Source organism: Pseudomonas sp. 2835 (assembly GCF_050435905.1).
Classification (GTDB): Bacteria; Pseudomonadota; Gammaproteobacteria; order Pseudomonadales; family Pseudomonadaceae; genus Aquipseudomonas.
In genome coordinates this window covers 422,238-437,598 of the sequence record NZ_JBNDLE010000003.1, presented here as the reverse complement: position 1 = coordinate 437,598, position 15,361 = coordinate 422,238, and the positions used below count along the sequence as shown (strand labels likewise).

The 15,361-nt window shown below is 62.5% G+C and carries 16 protein-coding genes; 14 read left to right on the top strand and 2 right to left on the bottom strand.

Annotated elements, in window-relative coordinates; all coding sequences use genetic code 11:
* The first annotated feature begins 203 nt into the window (after positions 1 to 203).
* The 3 genes from ABIE20_RS06280 to ABIE20_RS06270 are packed head-to-tail and all read left to right on the top strand — an operon-like array spanning position 204 to position 3,766.
* Positions 204 to 863: a paraquat-inducible protein A gene (locus tag ABIE20_RS06280; protein WP_429503672.1), complete on the top strand. Its 660-nt coding sequence runs from the start codon at positions 204 to 206 to the stop codon at positions 861 to 863.
* Entirely contained in the window at positions 850 to 1,473 is a 624-nt protein-coding gene (locus tag ABIE20_RS06275) for a paraquat-inducible protein A (RefSeq protein WP_429503670.1), read from the top strand. Before ABIE20_RS06280 ends, ABIE20_RS06275 begins: the two co-directional genes overlap by 14 nt.
* The gene (locus ABIE20_RS06270; RefSeq protein ID WP_429503669.1) at positions 1,466 to 3,766 is read left to right on the top strand and encodes an MlaD family protein; all 2,301 of its coding nucleotides are present in this window, start codon (positions 1,466 to 1,468) and stop codon (positions 3,764 to 3,766) included. The genes ABIE20_RS06275 and ABIE20_RS06270 overlap by 8 nt, the downstream gene beginning before the upstream one ends.
* A gap of 140 nt (positions 3,767 to 3,906) precedes the next feature.
* Here the strand turns inward: ABIE20_RS06270 and rpsT are convergent, their stop codons facing one another.
* Positions 3,907 to 4,185, bottom strand: coding sequence for a 30S ribosomal protein S20 (rpsT, locus tag ABIE20_RS06265; RefSeq protein WP_010220592.1), 279 nt, complete (start codon positions 4,183 to 4,185; stop codon positions 3,907 to 3,909).
* Positions 4,186 to 4,436: 251 nt separating this feature from the next.
* Between rpsT and murJ the strand changes: the two genes are divergently transcribed.
* The 6 genes from murJ (at position 4,437) to ispH (ending at position 11,772) form a co-directional block, all read left to right on the top strand.
* The gene (gene murJ / locus ABIE20_RS06260) at positions 4,437 to 5,975 is read left to right on the top strand and encodes a murein biosynthesis integral membrane protein MurJ (RefSeq protein WP_045200785.1); all 1,539 of its coding nucleotides are present in this window, start codon (positions 4,437 to 4,439) and stop codon (positions 5,973 to 5,975) included.
* Positions 5,976 to 6,093: 118 nt separating this feature from the next.
* Complete coding sequence (gene ribF, locus ABIE20_RS06255) at positions 6,094 to 7,044, top strand: bifunctional riboflavin kinase/FAD synthetase (RefSeq protein WP_429503667.1); 951 nt, start codon at positions 6,094 to 6,096, stop codon at positions 7,042 to 7,044.
* Positions 7,041 to 9,872, top strand: a complete 2,832-nt coding sequence (gene ileS / locus ABIE20_RS06250; protein WP_429503665.1) for an isoleucine--tRNA ligase — start codon at positions 7,041 to 7,043, stop codon at positions 9,870 to 9,872. Before ribF ends, ileS begins: the two co-directional genes overlap by 4 nt.
* Positions 9,865 to 10,380, top strand: coding sequence for a signal peptidase II (gene lspA / locus ABIE20_RS06245; protein WP_429503663.1), 516 nt, complete (start codon positions 9,865 to 9,867; stop codon positions 10,378 to 10,380). Before ileS ends, lspA begins: the two co-directional genes overlap by 8 nt.
* Positions 10,373 to 10,810: an FKBP-type peptidyl-prolyl cis-trans isomerase gene (fkpB, locus tag ABIE20_RS06240; RefSeq protein ID WP_429503661.1), complete on the top strand. Its 438-nt coding sequence runs from the start codon at positions 10,373 to 10,375 to the stop codon at positions 10,808 to 10,810. Before lspA ends, fkpB begins: the two co-directional genes overlap by 8 nt.
* 14 nt (positions 10,811 to 10,824) lie before the next feature.
* A complete protein-coding gene (gene ispH, locus ABIE20_RS06235) occupies positions 10,825 to 11,772 on the top strand; it encodes a 4-hydroxy-3-methylbut-2-enyl diphosphate reductase (protein WP_093379392.1) in 948 nt (315 codons plus the stop codon).
* Here ispH and ABIE20_RS06230 read toward each other — a convergent pair.
* Positions 11,761 to 12,237: a GspH/FimT family pseudopilin gene (locus tag ABIE20_RS06230; protein WP_429503659.1), complete on the bottom strand. Its 477-nt coding sequence runs from the start codon at positions 12,235 to 12,237 to the stop codon at positions 11,761 to 11,763. The two genes, ispH and ABIE20_RS06230, sit on opposite strands and share 12 nt — an antisense overlap.
* Positions 12,238 to 12,379: 142 nt before the next feature.
* On the opposite strand from ABIE20_RS06230, the gene ABIE20_RS06225 reads away from it, so the two are divergent.
* The 5 genes from ABIE20_RS06225 to thiO are packed head-to-tail and all read left to right on the top strand — an operon-like array spanning position 12,380 to position 15,291.
* Positions 12,380 to 12,583 carry a type IV pilus modification PilV family protein gene (locus ABIE20_RS06225; RefSeq protein WP_429503657.1) on the top strand — a complete coding sequence of 68 codons (204 nt, stop codon included), beginning with the start codon at positions 12,380 to 12,382 and terminating at the stop codon, positions 12,581 to 12,583.
* Positions 12,580 to 13,239 carry a PilW family protein gene (locus tag ABIE20_RS06220; RefSeq protein ID WP_429503655.1) on the top strand — a complete coding sequence of 220 codons (660 nt, stop codon included), beginning with the start codon at positions 12,580 to 12,582 and terminating at the stop codon, positions 13,237 to 13,239. The genes ABIE20_RS06225 and ABIE20_RS06220 overlap by 4 nt, the downstream gene beginning before the upstream one ends.
* On the top strand, positions 13,232 to 13,741 hold the full coding sequence (locus ABIE20_RS06215; protein WP_429503653.1) for a pilus assembly PilX family protein: 510 nt from the start codon (positions 13,232 to 13,234) through the stop codon (positions 13,739 to 13,741). Before ABIE20_RS06220 ends, ABIE20_RS06215 begins: the two co-directional genes overlap by 8 nt.
* A 20-nt stretch (positions 13,742 to 13,761) precedes the next feature.
* On the top strand, positions 13,762 to 14,160 hold the full coding sequence (locus ABIE20_RS06210; protein WP_429503702.1) for a type IV pilin protein: 399 nt from the start codon (positions 13,762 to 13,764) through the stop codon (positions 14,158 to 14,160).
* 27 nt (positions 14,161 to 14,187) lie between these two features.
* Positions 14,188 to 15,291, top strand: coding sequence for a glycine oxidase ThiO (thiO, locus tag ABIE20_RS06205; protein WP_429503651.1), 1,104 nt, complete (start codon positions 14,188 to 14,190; stop codon positions 15,289 to 15,291).
* Positions 15,292 to 15,361 lie beyond the last annotated feature (70 nt).

The following is a 15,361-nucleotide window of genomic DNA, read 5'->3' as shown; positions in this document are numbered from 1 at the left end:
AGTGTGGGGTTTCCCCATGTGAGAGTAGGTCATCGTCAAGATTAAATTCCGAAACCCCTATCTGCGCATGCAGGTAGGGGTTTTGTCTTTCTGGCGATCTAACTGCTAGTCGTGGCCCTTGTGGGAGCCAGCCTTGCCGGCGAGCTAGGCGCCACCGTTCTATCGGTTAGAATAGCGCCCTCGCGTTGACTCAGAAGTTCACTATGTCAGAACCTGCCGACCCTCATCAGCTCGCTGACCTGCCCCTGGAAGACCTGGTGGCCTGTCACGAATGCGACCTGCTGATGCGCAAGCCTGTGCTCAAACAGGACGAAAAGGCCCACTGCCCGCGCTGTGGTTACGAGCTCTACGCCCATCGACACAATGTGGTCCAGCGCAGCCTGGCCCTGGTGCTTGCCGCCTTGCTGCTTTACGTGCCGGCCAACTTCCTGCCGATCATGCAACTGCACCTGCTTGGCCAAAGCTCCGACGATACCGTCTGGAGCGGCGTGGTCGGGCTGTACAACACCGGCATGCGCGGAGTGGCGGTGGTGGTGTTTCTCTGCAGCATGGCCATTCCTTTGCTCAAGCTGCTGTGCCAGCTGGCAGTGCTGTTGAGCATTCGCCTGGACATCGGCCGCAGTTACGGTTTGTTGCTCTATAGGATTTATCACCACCTCCGCGATTGGGGCATGCTCGAGGTCTATTTCATGGGCGTGCTGGTGGCGATGGTCAAACTGGTCGACCTGGCGGAGCTGAGCCTCGGTCTGGGTCTGGCCTGCTTTATCAGTTTGTTGTTAGTGCAGGTGTGGCTGGAGGTGGTGATGTCGCCCCACCAGATATGGAGTGCTTTATCGGGGGAAGACCTGCATGCGTGCGATTGATGCCGGGATTCTGGTTTGTGGCGAGTGCCATGAGCTGAATCGCCAGGAACCGGACAGTGACGCGCAAACCTGCACCCGCTGTGGCGCAGCGGTGCACGCACGGCGGCCGAACAGCCTGGTGCGAACCTGGGCCTTGCTGATTACCTCGGCAATCTTGTACATCCCGGCCAATGTACTGCCGATCATGACTGTCAGCGCCCTGGGGCAGGGTAGCCCGGACACTATCATGTCCGGTGTCATCACCCTGATGAAGCACGGTATGCTGCCGATCGCCGCGGTGGTGTTCATCGCCAGTATCCTGGTGCCGACCTTCAAGCTGGTGGGCATTGCCTTGCTGCTTTATTCAGTGCAGCGCCACCAACCGTTGTCGGCCCGGCAACGGATCCTGATGTACCGCTTCATCGAATTCATCGGACGCTGGTCGATGCTGGATATTTTCGTGATCGCCATTCTGGTGGCGGTGGTGAATTTCGGCAGGATCGCCAGTGTCGAAGCCAATCTGGGCGCCGTCGCCTTCGCCAGTGTGGTGATTCTGACGATGCTCGCTGCAGTAACCTTCGATCCCCGACTGATTTGGGATAACACGGAGTCGGATGACGACCATGAGTGATTTGCCTACGGCTAAAACCCGCCCAGCTTCGAACTGGTCGGCCATATGGATATTGCCCCTGATCGCCCTGGTGATCGGTGGCTGGCTTGGCTGGCAGGCCTATCGCGAGTCAGGTGTGAACATCCAGGTCCGCTTTGAGAGCGGTGAAGGTATCGTCGCCAACAAGACCGAAGTGGTCTTCAAGGGCATGTCGGTCGGTAAGGTGAAAGAACTGGTACTGGATGCCAAGGGCAGCAATACCGGGGTCATCGCCACGATCGAGATGAACAAGGAAGCCGAGCCGCACCTGAATACCGGTACGCGCTTCTGGCTGGTCAAACCGAGCGTCAGCCTGGCCGGGATAACCGGCCTGGAAACCCTGGTGTCCGGCAACTACATTGCCGTGAGTCCGGGGCAGGGCGAGCCGACCAAGCGCTTCAAGGCGCTGGATGAAGCGCCACCATTGTCCGACAGTGAGCCGGGCCTGCACCTGACCCTCAAGGCAGACCGCCTGGGTTCGCTCAACCGCGACAGCCCGGTGTTCTACAAGCAGATCCAGGTTGGCCGGGTGAAGAGCTATCGCCTGGCTGAAGACCAGGGTACGGTCGAGATCAAGGTGTTCATCGAGCCGGCCTACGCCGAGCTGGTGCGCAAACACACGCGTTTCTGGAACGCCAGTGGCATCAGCATCGACGCCAACCTCTCCGGGGTGAAGGTGCGCAGCGAGTCGCTGGCCAGCATCGTCGCCGGCGGTATTGCCTTCGCCACGCCCGAGCACCGCAAGGACAGCCCGCCAACCGATCCGAATTTGCCTTTCCGCCTGTACGAAGACTTCGATGCGGCCCAGGCCGGTATTCGCGTCAAGGTCAAGCTGGGTGACTTCGAGGGCCTGCAGGCAGGGCGTACTCCGGTAATGTACAAGGGAATCCAGGTTGGCTCGCTGAAGACCCTCAAGGTCGATGCCGACCTGGCCAGCGCCATGGCCGAGCTGACCCTCGATCCGCTGGCCGAAGACTACCTGGTCGATGGTACGCAGTTCTGGGTGGTCAAGCCGTCGATCTCCCTTGCCGGTATTACCGGTCTGGAAGCGCTGGTCAAAGGTAACTACATTGCCATCCGCCCGGGCGACAAGGGCGCGACACCGCAGCGCGAGTTCGAGGCGCGGGCCAAGGCGCCGCCGCTGGACCTCAAGGCGCCCGGGCTGCATCTGGTGCTGTACAGCGACAACCTCGGTTCACTGGAAGTAGGCAGCCCGATCCTCTACCGTCAGGTCAAGGTCGGTACGGTGCAGAGCTATCAGTTCTCGAAGAAGAGCAAGCGCCTGCTGATCGGTGTGCACATCGAGAAAGAGTATGCAGGCCTGGTCAACGGTTCGACGCGCTTCTGGAACGCCAGCGGCATTACCCTGAGTGGTGGCCTGTCGGGCATCCAGATCAAGAGTGAATCGCTGCAAAGCCTGATGGCTGGCGGTATCGCCTTCGACACACCTGTCCCGAATGTGAAGCTCAAGCGCCGTATTCCGTTCTTCCGCCTCAATGAAAGCCAGGAGGCGGCCAATCGCAGCGGTACCACGGTGACCATCCGCGTCGATCGCGCAGACGGCCTCAAGGTCGGCACGCCGGTTCGCTTCAAGGGCCTGGATGTCGGCAAGGTCGAGGAGGTCGACCTGACCAAGGATCTGCAGGCGGTGCTGCTCAAGGCGCGGATTACCGAAGTGCCGGAGCGCATTGCCCGAGAAGGTACGCAGTTCTGGGTGGTCAAGCCGGCCCTGGGCATCGTCAAGACCGCCAACCTGGAAACCCTGGTGACCGGCCAGTACCTGGAAGTGCAGCCAGCGGTCAGGAGTACCGGGCCGCAGCTTAACTTCAACGCCTTGCCACAGGCGCCGGACTTCTCCGAGCGCGAAGCTGGCCTGTCACTGGTGCTCAGTGCTGCGCGGCGAGGTTCGATCAAGCCGGGCGTGCCGGTTACCTACCGCGAGATTCCGGTAGGCAAGGTGACCGGTTTCGAATTGGGCCAGACCGCCGACCGGGTATTGATCCATATTCTGATCGAGCCCAAGTATGCAGCGCTGGTACGTGGCGGTAGCCGTTTCTGGAACAGCAGCGGCTTTGGCTTCGATATCGGTCTGTTCAAGGGCGCAACAGTGCGTACAGAGTCGCTGGAGACCCTGATAGAGGGTGGTATTGCCTTCGCCACGCCAGACGGCGAGAAGATGGGCAACCCGGCGCGGCCGCAGCAGACCTTCGCCCTGTTCGACAAGGCCGAGGATGAATGGCTGCAGTGGGCACCGAAGATTCAGATTGGTAAGTAGTCGTTAGCCATCGCGGGGCAAGCCCGCTCCTACACAAACCTGTAGGAGCGGGCTTGCCCCGCGATGCTTTTCTGCCCGCAACACAAATCACAGGCAATAAAAAACCGACCCTAGGGTCGGTTTTTCAACAAGCATGTCGCTTAGGCAGCTGCAGCTTCTTTCAGCGCCTTGATGTGGCCATTCAGACGGCCTTTATGGCGAGCAGCCTTGTTCTTGTGGATGATACCTTTATCGGCCATACGGTCGATAACTGGAACAGCCAGAGTGTAAGCAGCTTGCGCTTTTTCGGCGTCTTTTGCGTCGATGGCTTTAACTACATTCTTGATGTAGGTACGAACCATGGAACGCAGGCTGGCGTTGTGGCTGCGACGCTTCTCAGCCTGTTTTGCACGTTTTTTGGCGGAAGGTGAGTTGGCCACCGTCGAGCTCCTCGAAAGACTTGGTAAATAGCAAACAAAATAGGCCGCGAATCATGCCGATGAGTTGATCGGTTGTCAAGGGCACTTGCATGGTTCCGCTGAGTGGTCGTTCTGTACAAGGGAGTGATTCCCTTCTGCGGTACGACCTGTAAACTCGGGAGCTTTTGCTCTGCTTGCGTTGCGGCGCGGAGTATCGCACAACTGGGCGCGTTGCGGCACAGCCCTTTATCCTCAGGCGTGAAAAACTTTCGATGAATCTTCTTAAATCCCTGGCCGCGGTCAGCTCCATCACCATGATCTCGCGGGTGCTGGGCTTTGTCCGTGACACCATCCTGGCGCGGGTATTCGGTGCCGGCGTGGCCACAGACGCCTTCTTCATTGCCTTCAAACTGCCCAACCTGCTGCGGCGCATCTTCGCCGAAGGCGCGTTTTCCCAGGCGTTCGTGCCGATTCTGGCCGAATACAAGACCCAGCAAGGCGAGGAGGCGACCCGCACTTTCATCGCCTATGTCAGCGGCCTGCTGACCCTGGTGCTGGCCCTGGTTACCGCCCTGGGCATCCTCGCCGCGCCCTGGGTGGTGTGGGTAACAGCCCCGGGCTTTGTCGACAGCACTGAAAAATACCAGCTGACCACCGACCTGCTGCGGGTGACCTTTCCTTATATATTGCTGATCTCGCTGTCATCGCTGGCCGGCGCCATCCTCAATACCTGGAACCGCTTTTCGGTGCCGGCCTTCGTGCCGACCCTGCTCAACGTGGCGATGATTGGTTTTACCCTGTTCCTCACGCCATATTTCGACCCACCGATCATGGCCCTGGCCTGGGGCGTGCTGGCTGGCGGCCTGGCGCAGCTGTTGTATCAGCTGCCGCACCTGAAGAAGATCGGCATGCTTGTGCTGCCGCGTCTGAACCTGCGCGACAGCGGCGTGTGGCGAGTGCTCAAGCAGATGCTGCCGGCGATCCTCGGGGTCTCGGTAAGCCAAATCTCGCTGATCATCAATACCATCTTTGCCTCGTTCCTGGTCGCAGGTTCGGTGTCGTGGATGTATTACGCCGACCGCCTGATGGAACTGCCTTCCGGTGTGCTGGGTGTAGCCCTTGGCACCATCCTGCTGCCAACCCTGGCCAAGACCTACGCCAACCGCGACCGCCACGAGTATTCGCGGATTCTCGACTGGGGCCTGCGCCTGTGCTTTTTGCTGGTGCTGCCGTGCACCCTGGCGATGGCGATCCTGGCCGAGCCGCTGACCGTGGCGCTGTTCCAGTACGGTAAGTTCAGCGCCTTCGATGCGGCCATGACCCAACGTGCGCTGATTGCCTATTCACTCGGGTTGCTGGCGATTATCCTGGTCAAGGTGCTGGCACCTGGCTTCTATGCCCAGCAGAACATCCGTACTCCAGTGAAGATCGCCATCTTCACCCTGGTCTGCACCCAGCTGTTCAACCTGGCATTCATCAGCCACCTGCAGCACGCCGGCCTGGCCCTGGCCATCAGCCTCGGCGCCTGCCTGAACGCTGGCCTGTTGTACTGGAAGCTACGCCAGCAGCAGTTGTTCCAGCCGCAACCGGGCTGGGCCAAGTTCCTCGCCAAGCTGGTGGTGGCAGTGCTGCTGATGTCGGCGGTGTTGCTGGTGGGCATGCACTACATGCCGGCCTGGGCCGAAGGGCAGATGCTTGAGCGCTTCCTGCGCCTTGGCGCGCTGATCCTGGCCGGGGTCGTGACCTATTTCGGCTGTCTGTTGCTGTTTGGGTTCCGCCCGCGCGACTTCGCCCGCAAGGCGTTGCATTAAGGCGTTACGACGGTCAGACGTCGGTTTTACACATTCCACGCCTCGGGGTGACGCTGCTGCCTGTCGTCAGCGCCCGGGTGTGGTTATAATCGACCACTTTATGAGCAAGAAGCGCGTTATGCAGCTGGTTCGAGGCCTCCACAACCTGCGCCCCCAGCACCGGGGCTGTGTCGCCACTATTGGCAACTTCGACGGTGTTCACCGCGGCCACCAGGCAATCCTGGCGCGCCTGCGTGAGCGAGCGGACGAGTTGGGCGTGCCCAGCTGCGTGGTGATTTTCGAGCCACAGCCGCGTGAATACTTTGCACCCGACACTGCGCCCGCGCGTCTGGCCCGCCTGCGCGACAAGGTCGCCCTGCTGGCCGCCGCCGGTGTCGACCGGGTGCTGTGCCTGGCGTTCAACCAGCGCCTGAGCAAGCTCAGTGCCGCCGAGTTCGTCGATACCATCCTGGTCGATGGCCTGGGTGTGAAGCACCTGGAAGTGGGCGACGATTTCCGCTTCGGTTGCGACCGGGTCGGTGACTTCGACTTCCTCGAGCAGGCCGGCATCCTCCAGGGCTTTACCGTGGAAGAAGCGCAAACCGTCGAGCTCGATGGCCTGCGGGTCAGCAGCACGCAAGTGCGCGATGCCCTGGCCAACGCCGATTTCGCCCTGGCCGAGCGATTGCTGGGGCGGCCGTTCCGCATCCGTGGGCGCGTGCTGCACGGGCAGAAGCTGGCACGCCAGCTGGGTACCCCGACAGCCAACATCCAGCTCAAGCGCCATCGCGTACCGCTCACCGGGGTCTACCTGGTCAGTGTCGAAGTCGATGGCAAGAACTGGCCGGGCGTTGCCAACATCGGCGTACGGCCAACTGTTTCAGGTGATGGCAAAGCCCACCTGGAAGTACATCTTCTGGATTTTGCCGGCGATCTCTATGGCCGGCGTCTGACGGTGGAATTCCACCACAAGCTGCGTGAAGAGCAGCGATTCGCCTCCCTGGAGGCGCTGAAGTCGGCGATCGATGCGGATATCGCCGCCGCACGTGCCCATTGGCACGGTCAACCGCTAACGAAGAGCCTGAAATGACCGACTATAAAGCCACGCTAAACCTTCCGGACACCGCCTTCCCGATGAAGGCCGGCCTGCCACAGCGCGAACCGCAGATCCTGCAGCGCTGGGACAGCATTGGCCTGTACCAGAAGCTGCGCGAAATTGGCAAGGATCGTCCGAAGTTCGTGCTGCACGACGGCCCGCCCTACGCCAACGGCAAGATCCACATCGGTCATGCGCTGAACAAGATTCTCAAGGACATGATTGTCCGCTCCAAGACCCTGTCCGGTTTCGACGCCCCGTACGTCCCGGGCTGGGACTGCCACGGCCTGCCGATCGAGCACAAGGTCGAAGTGACCCACGGCAAGCACCTGAGCGCCGACCAGACCCGCGAGCTGTGCCGCGCCTATGCCGCCGAGCAGATCGAAGGGCAGAAGACCGAGTTCATCCGCCTGGGTGTGCTGGGCGACTGGGACAACCCGTACAAGACCATGAACTTCGCCAACGAAGCCGGTGAAATCCGCGCACTGGCCGAAATGGTCAAGCACGGCTTCGTGTTCAAGGGCCTCAAGCCAGTCAACTGGTGTTTCGATTGCGGTTCGGCCCTGGCCGAAGCCGAGGTCGAGTACGCCGATAAAAAATCGCAGACCATCGACGTCGCCTTCCCGGTGGTCGATGAGGCCAAGCTGGCCGCCGCGTTCGGCCTGGCTGCGCTGGCCAAGCCAGCTTCGATCGTGATCTGGACCACCACCCCGTGGACGATTCCAGCCAACCAGGCGCTGAACGTCCACCCGGAGTTCAAGTACGCCCTGGTTGATACCGGCGACAAGCTGCTGGTGCTGGCCGAAGAGCTGGTTGAATCGTGCCTGCAGCGTTATGCGCTGGAAGGTTCGGTGATCGCCACCGCACCAGGCTCGGCGCTTGAGCTGATCAACTTCCGTCACCCGTTCTACGATCGCCTGTCGCCGGTGTACCTGGCCGACTACGTCGAGCTGGGCGCCGGAACCGGTGTGGTTCACTCCTCGCCAGCCTATGGTGAAGACGACTTCGTCACCTGCAAGCGCTACGGCATGGTCAACGACGACATCCTCACCCCGGTGCAGAGCAACGGCGTGTACGTGCCGTCGCTGGAGTTCTTCGGCGGCCAGTTCATCTGGAAAGCCAACCCGGCCATCGTCGAAAAACTCTCGGAAGTCGGTGCGCTGATGCACACCGAAACCATCAGCCACAGCTACATGCACTGCTGGCGCCACAAGACCCCGCTGATCTATCGCGCCACCGCGCAATGGTTCGTCGGCATGGACAAGCAGCCCGACAACGGCGAAACCCTGCGCAAGCGTGCGGTCAAAGCCATCGAAGAAACCAAGTTCGTCCCGGCCTGGGGCCAGGCGCGCCTGCACTCGATGATCGCCAACCGTCCGGACTGGTGCATCTCGCGTCAGCGCAACTGGGGCGTACCGATCCCGTTCTTCCTCGACAAGCAAACCGGCGAGCTGCACCCGCGCACTGTCGAGCTGATGGAAGAAGTGGCCAAGCGTGTCGAGAAGGAGGGCATCGAAGCCTGGTTCAAGCTCGACGCCGCCGAACTGCTCGGTGACGAAGCCGGCCAGTACGACAAGATCGCCGACACCCTCGATGTCTGGTTCGACTCCGGCACCACCCACTGGCACGTGCTGCGTGGCTCGCACAGCATCGGCCACGAAACCGGCCCGCGCGCCGACCTGTACCTGGAAGGTTCCGACCAGCACCGCGGCTGGTTCCATTCCTCGCTGCTGACCGGCTGCGCCATCGACAACCACGCGCCGTACCGCGAACTGCTGACTCACGGCTTCACCGTCGACGAGAACGGCCGCAAGATGTCCAAGTCGCTGGGTAACACCATCGAGCCGCAGAAGGTCAACGACACCCTGGGTGCCGACATCTTGCGCCTGTGGGTTTCGGCCACCGACTACTCCGGCGAGATGGCGGTTTCCGAGCAGATCCTGCAGCGCAGCGCCGACGCCTATCGGCGTATCCGCAACACCGCGCGCTTCCTGCTCTCCAACCTGTCCGGCTTCGACCCGGCCCGCGATCTGCTGCCGGCCGAAGACATGCTGGCGCTGGACCGCTGGGCGGTCGACCGTACCCTGCTGCTGCAGCGCGAGCTGGAAGAGCACTACGGCGAATACCGCTTCTGGAACGTCTACTCGAAGATCCACAACTTCTGCGTGCAGGAGCTGGGCGGTTTCTACCTGGACATCATCAAGGACCGTCAGTACACCACTGGCGCCAACAGTGTTGCCCGTCGTTCCTGCCAGACCGCGCTGTACCACATCAGCGAAGCGCTGGTGCGCTGGATCGCGCCGATCCTGGCGTTCACCGCCGACGAGCTGTGGCAGTACCTGCCGGGCGAGCGCAACGAGTCGGTGATGCTCAACACCTGGTATGAAGGCCTGAGCGAGCTGCCGGAAGGCTTCGAGCTGGGTCGCGCCTACTGGGATCGCGTCATGGCAGCCAAGACTGCGGTCAACAAGGAGCTGGAAAACCAGCGTGCGGCCAAGGCCATCGGTGGCAACCTGCAAGCCGAAGTCACTCTGTTCGCCGACGACGCCCTGAGCGCCGACCTGAACAAGCTGGGCGACGAGCTGCGCTTCGTGCTGATCACCTCGGCGGCCAGCGTTGCGCCGTTCGTCCAGGCACCGGCCGATGCGGTCGAGACCGAAGTCCCGGGCCTGAAGCTGAAAGTGGTCAAGTCCGGCCACGCCAAGTGCGGCCGTTGCTGGCACTTCCGCGCAGACGTCGGCGCGAACCCGGAGCACCCGGAAATCTGCGCCCGTTGCGCCGACAACATCAGCGGCAACGGCGAGGTGCGCCACTATGCCTAACCCTGGTGTGGGGCGCTTCGGGCGCCTCAGCTGGCTGTGGCTGAGCCTGCTGGTCCTGGTCCTCGACCAGGCGAGCAAGTTCTACTTCGAGGGCGCGCTGAGCCTGTACCAGCAGATCGTGGTCATTCCCGACTACTTCAGCTGGACCCTGGCCTACAACACCGGTGCAGCCTTCAGCTTCCTGGCTGACAGCTCCGGCTGGCAGCGCTGGCTGTTCGCCCTGATCGCCGTGGTGGTCAGTGCGGTGCTGGTGGTCTGGCTCAAGCGCCTGGGGCGCAACGAGACCTGGCTGGCCGTCGCCCTGGCACTGGTGCTGGGTGGTGCGCTGGGCAACCTGTACGACCGCATCGTGCTCGGCCACGTGGTCGACTTCATCCTCGTGCACTGGCAGAACCGCTGGTACTTCCCGGCCTTCAACCTGGCCGACAGCGCCATTACCGTGGGTGCGGTGATGCTGGCGCTGGATATGTTCAAGAGCAAAAAGTCCGGAGAACCCGTCCATGACTGAGACCCGTATCGGCCAGAACACCGAAGTGACCCTGCATTTCGCGCTGCACCTGGAAAACGGCGACACCGTCGACAGCACCTTCGACAAGGCGCCGGCGGTGTTCAAGGTCGGCGACGGCAACCTGCTGCCGGGCTTCGAAGCGGCGCTGTTCGGTTTCAAGGCGGGTGACAAGCGCACCGTGACCGTCAACCCGGAAAACGCCTTCGGCCAGCCAAACCCGCAGAACGTGCAGGTCATGCCGCGTTCGCAGTTCCAGGACATGGAGTTGTCCGAGGGCCTGCTGGTGATCTTCAACGATGCCGCCAACGCCGAATTGCCGGGTGTGGTGAAAGCGTTCGATGACGCCCAGGTGACCATCGACTTCAACCATCCACTGGCCGGCAAGACCCTGAACTTCGAGGTGGAAATCCTCGCGGTCAAGGCCCTGTGAGCCTGGAGCCTGCCATGCAAATCAAACTCGCCAACCCTCGTGGCTTCTGTGCCGGTGTGGACCGGGCGATCGAAATCGTCAATCGTGCGCTGGAAGTTTTTGGCCCGCCGATCTACGTGCGCCATGAAGTGGTGCACAACAAGTTCGTGGTCGAGGACCTGCGCGCGCGCGGGGCGATTTTCGTCGAAGAACTCGACCAGGTGCCGGACGACGTCATCGTCATCTTCAGCGCCCACGGTGTTTCCCAGGCCGTGCGCCAGGAAGCGGCGGGGCGCGGCTTGAAGGTGTTCGACGCGACTTGCCCGCTGGTGACCAAGGTGCATATCGAGGTGGCGCGCTACAGCCGCGACGGCCGCGAGTGCATCCTGATCGGCCACGAAGGCCACCCGGAAGTCGAAGGCACCATGGGCCAGTACGACACCAGCAATGGTGGCGCCATCTACCTGGTCGAAGACGAGGACGATGTTGCCAGCCTGCAGGTCAACGACCCGGACAAACTGGCCTTCGTCACCCAGACCACGCTGTCGATGGACGACACCAGCCGGGTGATCGATGCCCTGCGCGCGCGCTTCCCGAATATCGGCGGGCCGCGCAAGGACGACATCTGCTACGCCACCCAGAACCGCCAGGATGCGGTCAAGCAGCTGGCCAACGAGTGCGACGTGGTCCTGGTGGTCGGCAGCCCGAACAGCTCCAACTCCAACCGCCTGCGTGAGCTGGCCGAGCGCATGTCGACCCCGGCCTACCTGATCGACGGCGCCGAAGACCTGCAAAAAAGCTGGTTCGATGGCGTTGAGCGCATTGGTATCACCGCCGGTGCTTCAGCCCCTGAGGTGCTGGTGCGTGGCGTGATCGAGCAGCTGCGTGCCTGGGGTGCCACGGGCGCCGAAGAGCTTGATGGCCGCGAAGAGAACATCACCTTCTCGATGCCCAAAGAGCTGCGCGTACGCTCACTGATCTGACCCGCCCGCCGCGCACAGCGGCTGCTCGCCGGGCTCCTCACGCAGGCTGACCCGGCCTGTGTGCGCCAGTACCACCCGGTACTGGCTGTAAGGATCGGGGCGCTGGCAAATGAACAGCGTCCCGGCCTGAAACGCTCCCCCCGTGTGCAAGGGCACCCCCAGCCCGCTGAAGCGCACTTGCCGGGCCACCGGCTGATTGCCGACGATACTCACCCGCTCAAGCCGCTGTTCGTACAGCAACTGTGGGCCATCCTGCTCAACGAACATGCGCCAGCCATTACTCCAGTTATCTTCGAGCGCCTGCAGGCGAACCACCTGGTTGCGCAGCAATGCCTCGCTGCGTGCGGTGCGCAGGGCCTGGGCCAGGTCCTTGGCGACAGCTTGCTGTTGTAGCCCGCTGCTCATGGTGTTGTAGGTCGGCAGGCTGATCTGCGTGAGCATCCCCACCAGCGCTAGCGCGAACATCATTTGTATCAGTGTTACCCCCTGTTGCTTCACCGTGCATTCCTCCCTGGAAGTGCTTCTATAGAGTCAGGCCGGCGGACAGCAGCGTCCAGTCGGGCGGGTTGGCAAAGGGCTGGGGAAAAGTCGCAGGAGGGATGGCGCCATGGATGGCGGACGGCAACAAGGAATGAGCTTGCTCGAGGTGCTGCTGGCCATGCTGGTGCTGGGGCTGGGTGTGTTTGCTGCAGCGGCTGCGCAAGTGCGGGCGCTGCAGGCTACCGACAGTGCCTTGCACAGTACTCAGGCGGCGTATCTGCAGCATGGCGAGCTCGAACAAGCGCGCATCAACGCAGGGTCAGGCCGATGACCCGGCAAGCCGGCGTCGGCCTGGTCGAAGTGTTGCTGGCCCTCAGCCTCGGGTTGTTGCTGCTGCTCGGTGCCAGCCGCCTGTTTTTGGCGGCCACTTCGAACTGGCAGGCTCAGGGCATCGCCGCGCAACTGCAGGAAGACGCGCGCCTGGCGTTGCAGCGCATGGCCCAGGACATTCGCATGAGCGGCATGTTCGGCTGCTTGCGTGCGGATGCAATCAGCCATGTGAACCCGTCCTCGGCACAGGCGTTCGCCCAGCCGCTGGAGGTGATCCGCGCAGCAGACGGCCAACTGCAGCAACTGAGCCTGATCAGTGCCGAAGTGGCTGGCGCCGGTGGGCGGTCGAACTGGACGCTGGTCACCGATTGCATTCGCGAAGCGCGGGTCTATCCCGATGTACAGGCGGCGCCCGCCGGGCACCACGCGATACCGATACGGCGTCAGACCTATCGCGTTGATGGCACCAGCCTGATGCTGGGTAGCGGCGCCAGCTATGCGCCGTTGATCGACAACCTCGGCGAGCTGCACATCGACATCATCAGGCGAGATGCCAACGCCATCGCCGGGCTACGCCTGAGCATGACCTTGCTTGATCCGCAGGCGCGGGTCAGGCCGCAGCAGTATCAACTGACGGTTGCCCTGCGCAATGGCTAGGGCCGGCAGCCAGCGTGGGGTGATTCTGCTGGTCAGCCTGGTGTTGCTGGGGCTGTTGGGTGTGCTCGGCGTCTCGGCCATGGTCAGCGCCACCCTGCAGGAACGCATGGCCGGCAACCTGCAGGCAGCCCTGCGAGGCTTCGAGCACGCGGAGCAGACCTTGTTGCTAGGTGAGTCGAGCGTGTCGGGCGTGTTGCCGTGCAGTTACTGTTTGCCGCCGCCTGAAGCCGGGCGGGTAAAGGCGGCTGGCGTCTACCGCGGCGAAGGGCCGACCTCCGGCCTGATCTGGCAACGCGGTACCAGCGGCTTCTATCTGGTACAGCACCTCGGCCCAAGCCTGCATGCCGCGCATATGCCCACCAGTCTGGCCGTCACGCTTTACCGGATTACTGCCGTCAGTCATGACGGGGCAGGCCGCAGCGTGCTCGAAAGCACTTATGCACAGGCTGTAGAAGAGGGCGCCCATCCGCCCAGGCGCATTCTCTGGCGGCAGATTCACTAGGAGTTCGACTTATGTACACCCTGCAGAAAGGTTTGAGCCTGATTGAACTGTTGCTTGTCGTCGCCGTGGTCGGCATTCTGGCGGGCATTGCCTATCCCAGCTACAGCGAACAGGTCCGCAAGGTTGCACGCACGGAAATCGCCGGGTTGCTGTTCGAAAGCGCGCAACTGCTCGAACGTCACTATTCACGCAGCGGCCAGTATGCCGACAGCGAAGCCCTGGTCACCCCATTGGCGCCCGGGACCGAGCACTACCGGCTGCAGGCCGTTCGTCATTCGACGTCATTCACCCTTACCGCCCGGCGCATTGCCGGTGGTTTGATGAACAGTGACCGCTGCGCCGATTTCGAACTTGACCAGGCCGGTGTGCGCCGCAATCCCGGCGCCGTTGATGGCGGTCGCGGTTGTTGGGGTGGCTGAGGTTTACTTCAGAAATTGGATCAATACATGACCAAGCAAGTAGTGATTGTCGGTGGCGGGGTGATCGGCCTGCTGACCGCGTTCAACCTGGCGGCCGAGGTCGAGCAGGTGGTGCTGTGTGACCGTGGCGCGCTCGGCCAGGAATCTTCCTGGGCTGGCGGCGGTATCGTCTCGCCGCTGTTCCCGTGGCGCTATAGCCCGGCGGTAACGACCCTGGCGCATTGGTCGCAGGACTTTTATCCACAGCTGGGCGAGCGCCTGTTCGCCAGCACCGGGGTTGACCCTGAAGTGCACACCACCGGCCTGTACTGGCTGGACCTGGACGACGAAGCCGAGGCCCTGGCCTGGGCCAAGCGCGAAGGACGTCCGCTAAGTGCTGTGGATATCTCGGCGGCCTATGACGCGGTGCCGGTGCTGGGCGGCGGTTTCCGCCGCGCCATCTACATGGCCGGGGTTGCCAACGTGCGTAACCCGCGCCTGGTCAAGTCACTCAAGGCCGCCTTGCTGGCGCTGCCGAACGTGAGCATTCGCGAGCACTGTGAAATCACCGGCTTCAGCCGTGAGGGCGAGCGTATCACCGGGGTCGAGACTGCTGCCGGCCCGATTCGGGCCGATCGCGTGGTGCTGACCGCGGGTGCCTGGAGCGGCGACTTGCTGCGGCCATTGGGCCTGGAACTGCCGGTGGAGCCGGTGAAAGGGCAGATGATCCTGTACAAGTGCGCCGAAGACTTTTTGCCGAGCATGGTGCTGGCCAAGGGGCGTTATGCGATCCCGCGGCGTGATGGGCATATTCTGGTGGGCAGTACCCTGGAGCATGCCGGTTACGACAAGACCCCGACCGACGAAGCGCTGGAAAGCCTCAAGGCTTCGGCGGTGGAATTGCTGCCGGCGCTGGCCGATGCCACCCCGGTGGCCCATTGGGCGGGGCTGCGGCCTGGGTCGCCGGAAGGCATTCCGTACATCGGCGAGGTGCCGGGTTATGCCGGGCTGTGGCTGAACTGCGGGCATTACCGCAATGGCCTGGTGCTGGCGCCGGCGTCTTGCCAGTTGTTTGCGGATTTGTTGCTGGGGCGTGAGCCGATCATTGATCCGGCGCCGTATGCGCCGGCTGGGCGGGTGGCTGCTCTTTAGGGCCCTATCGCCGGCAAGGCCGGCTCCCACAAGTTACAGTGCACATCTGACACTGTGGGAGCCGGCCTTG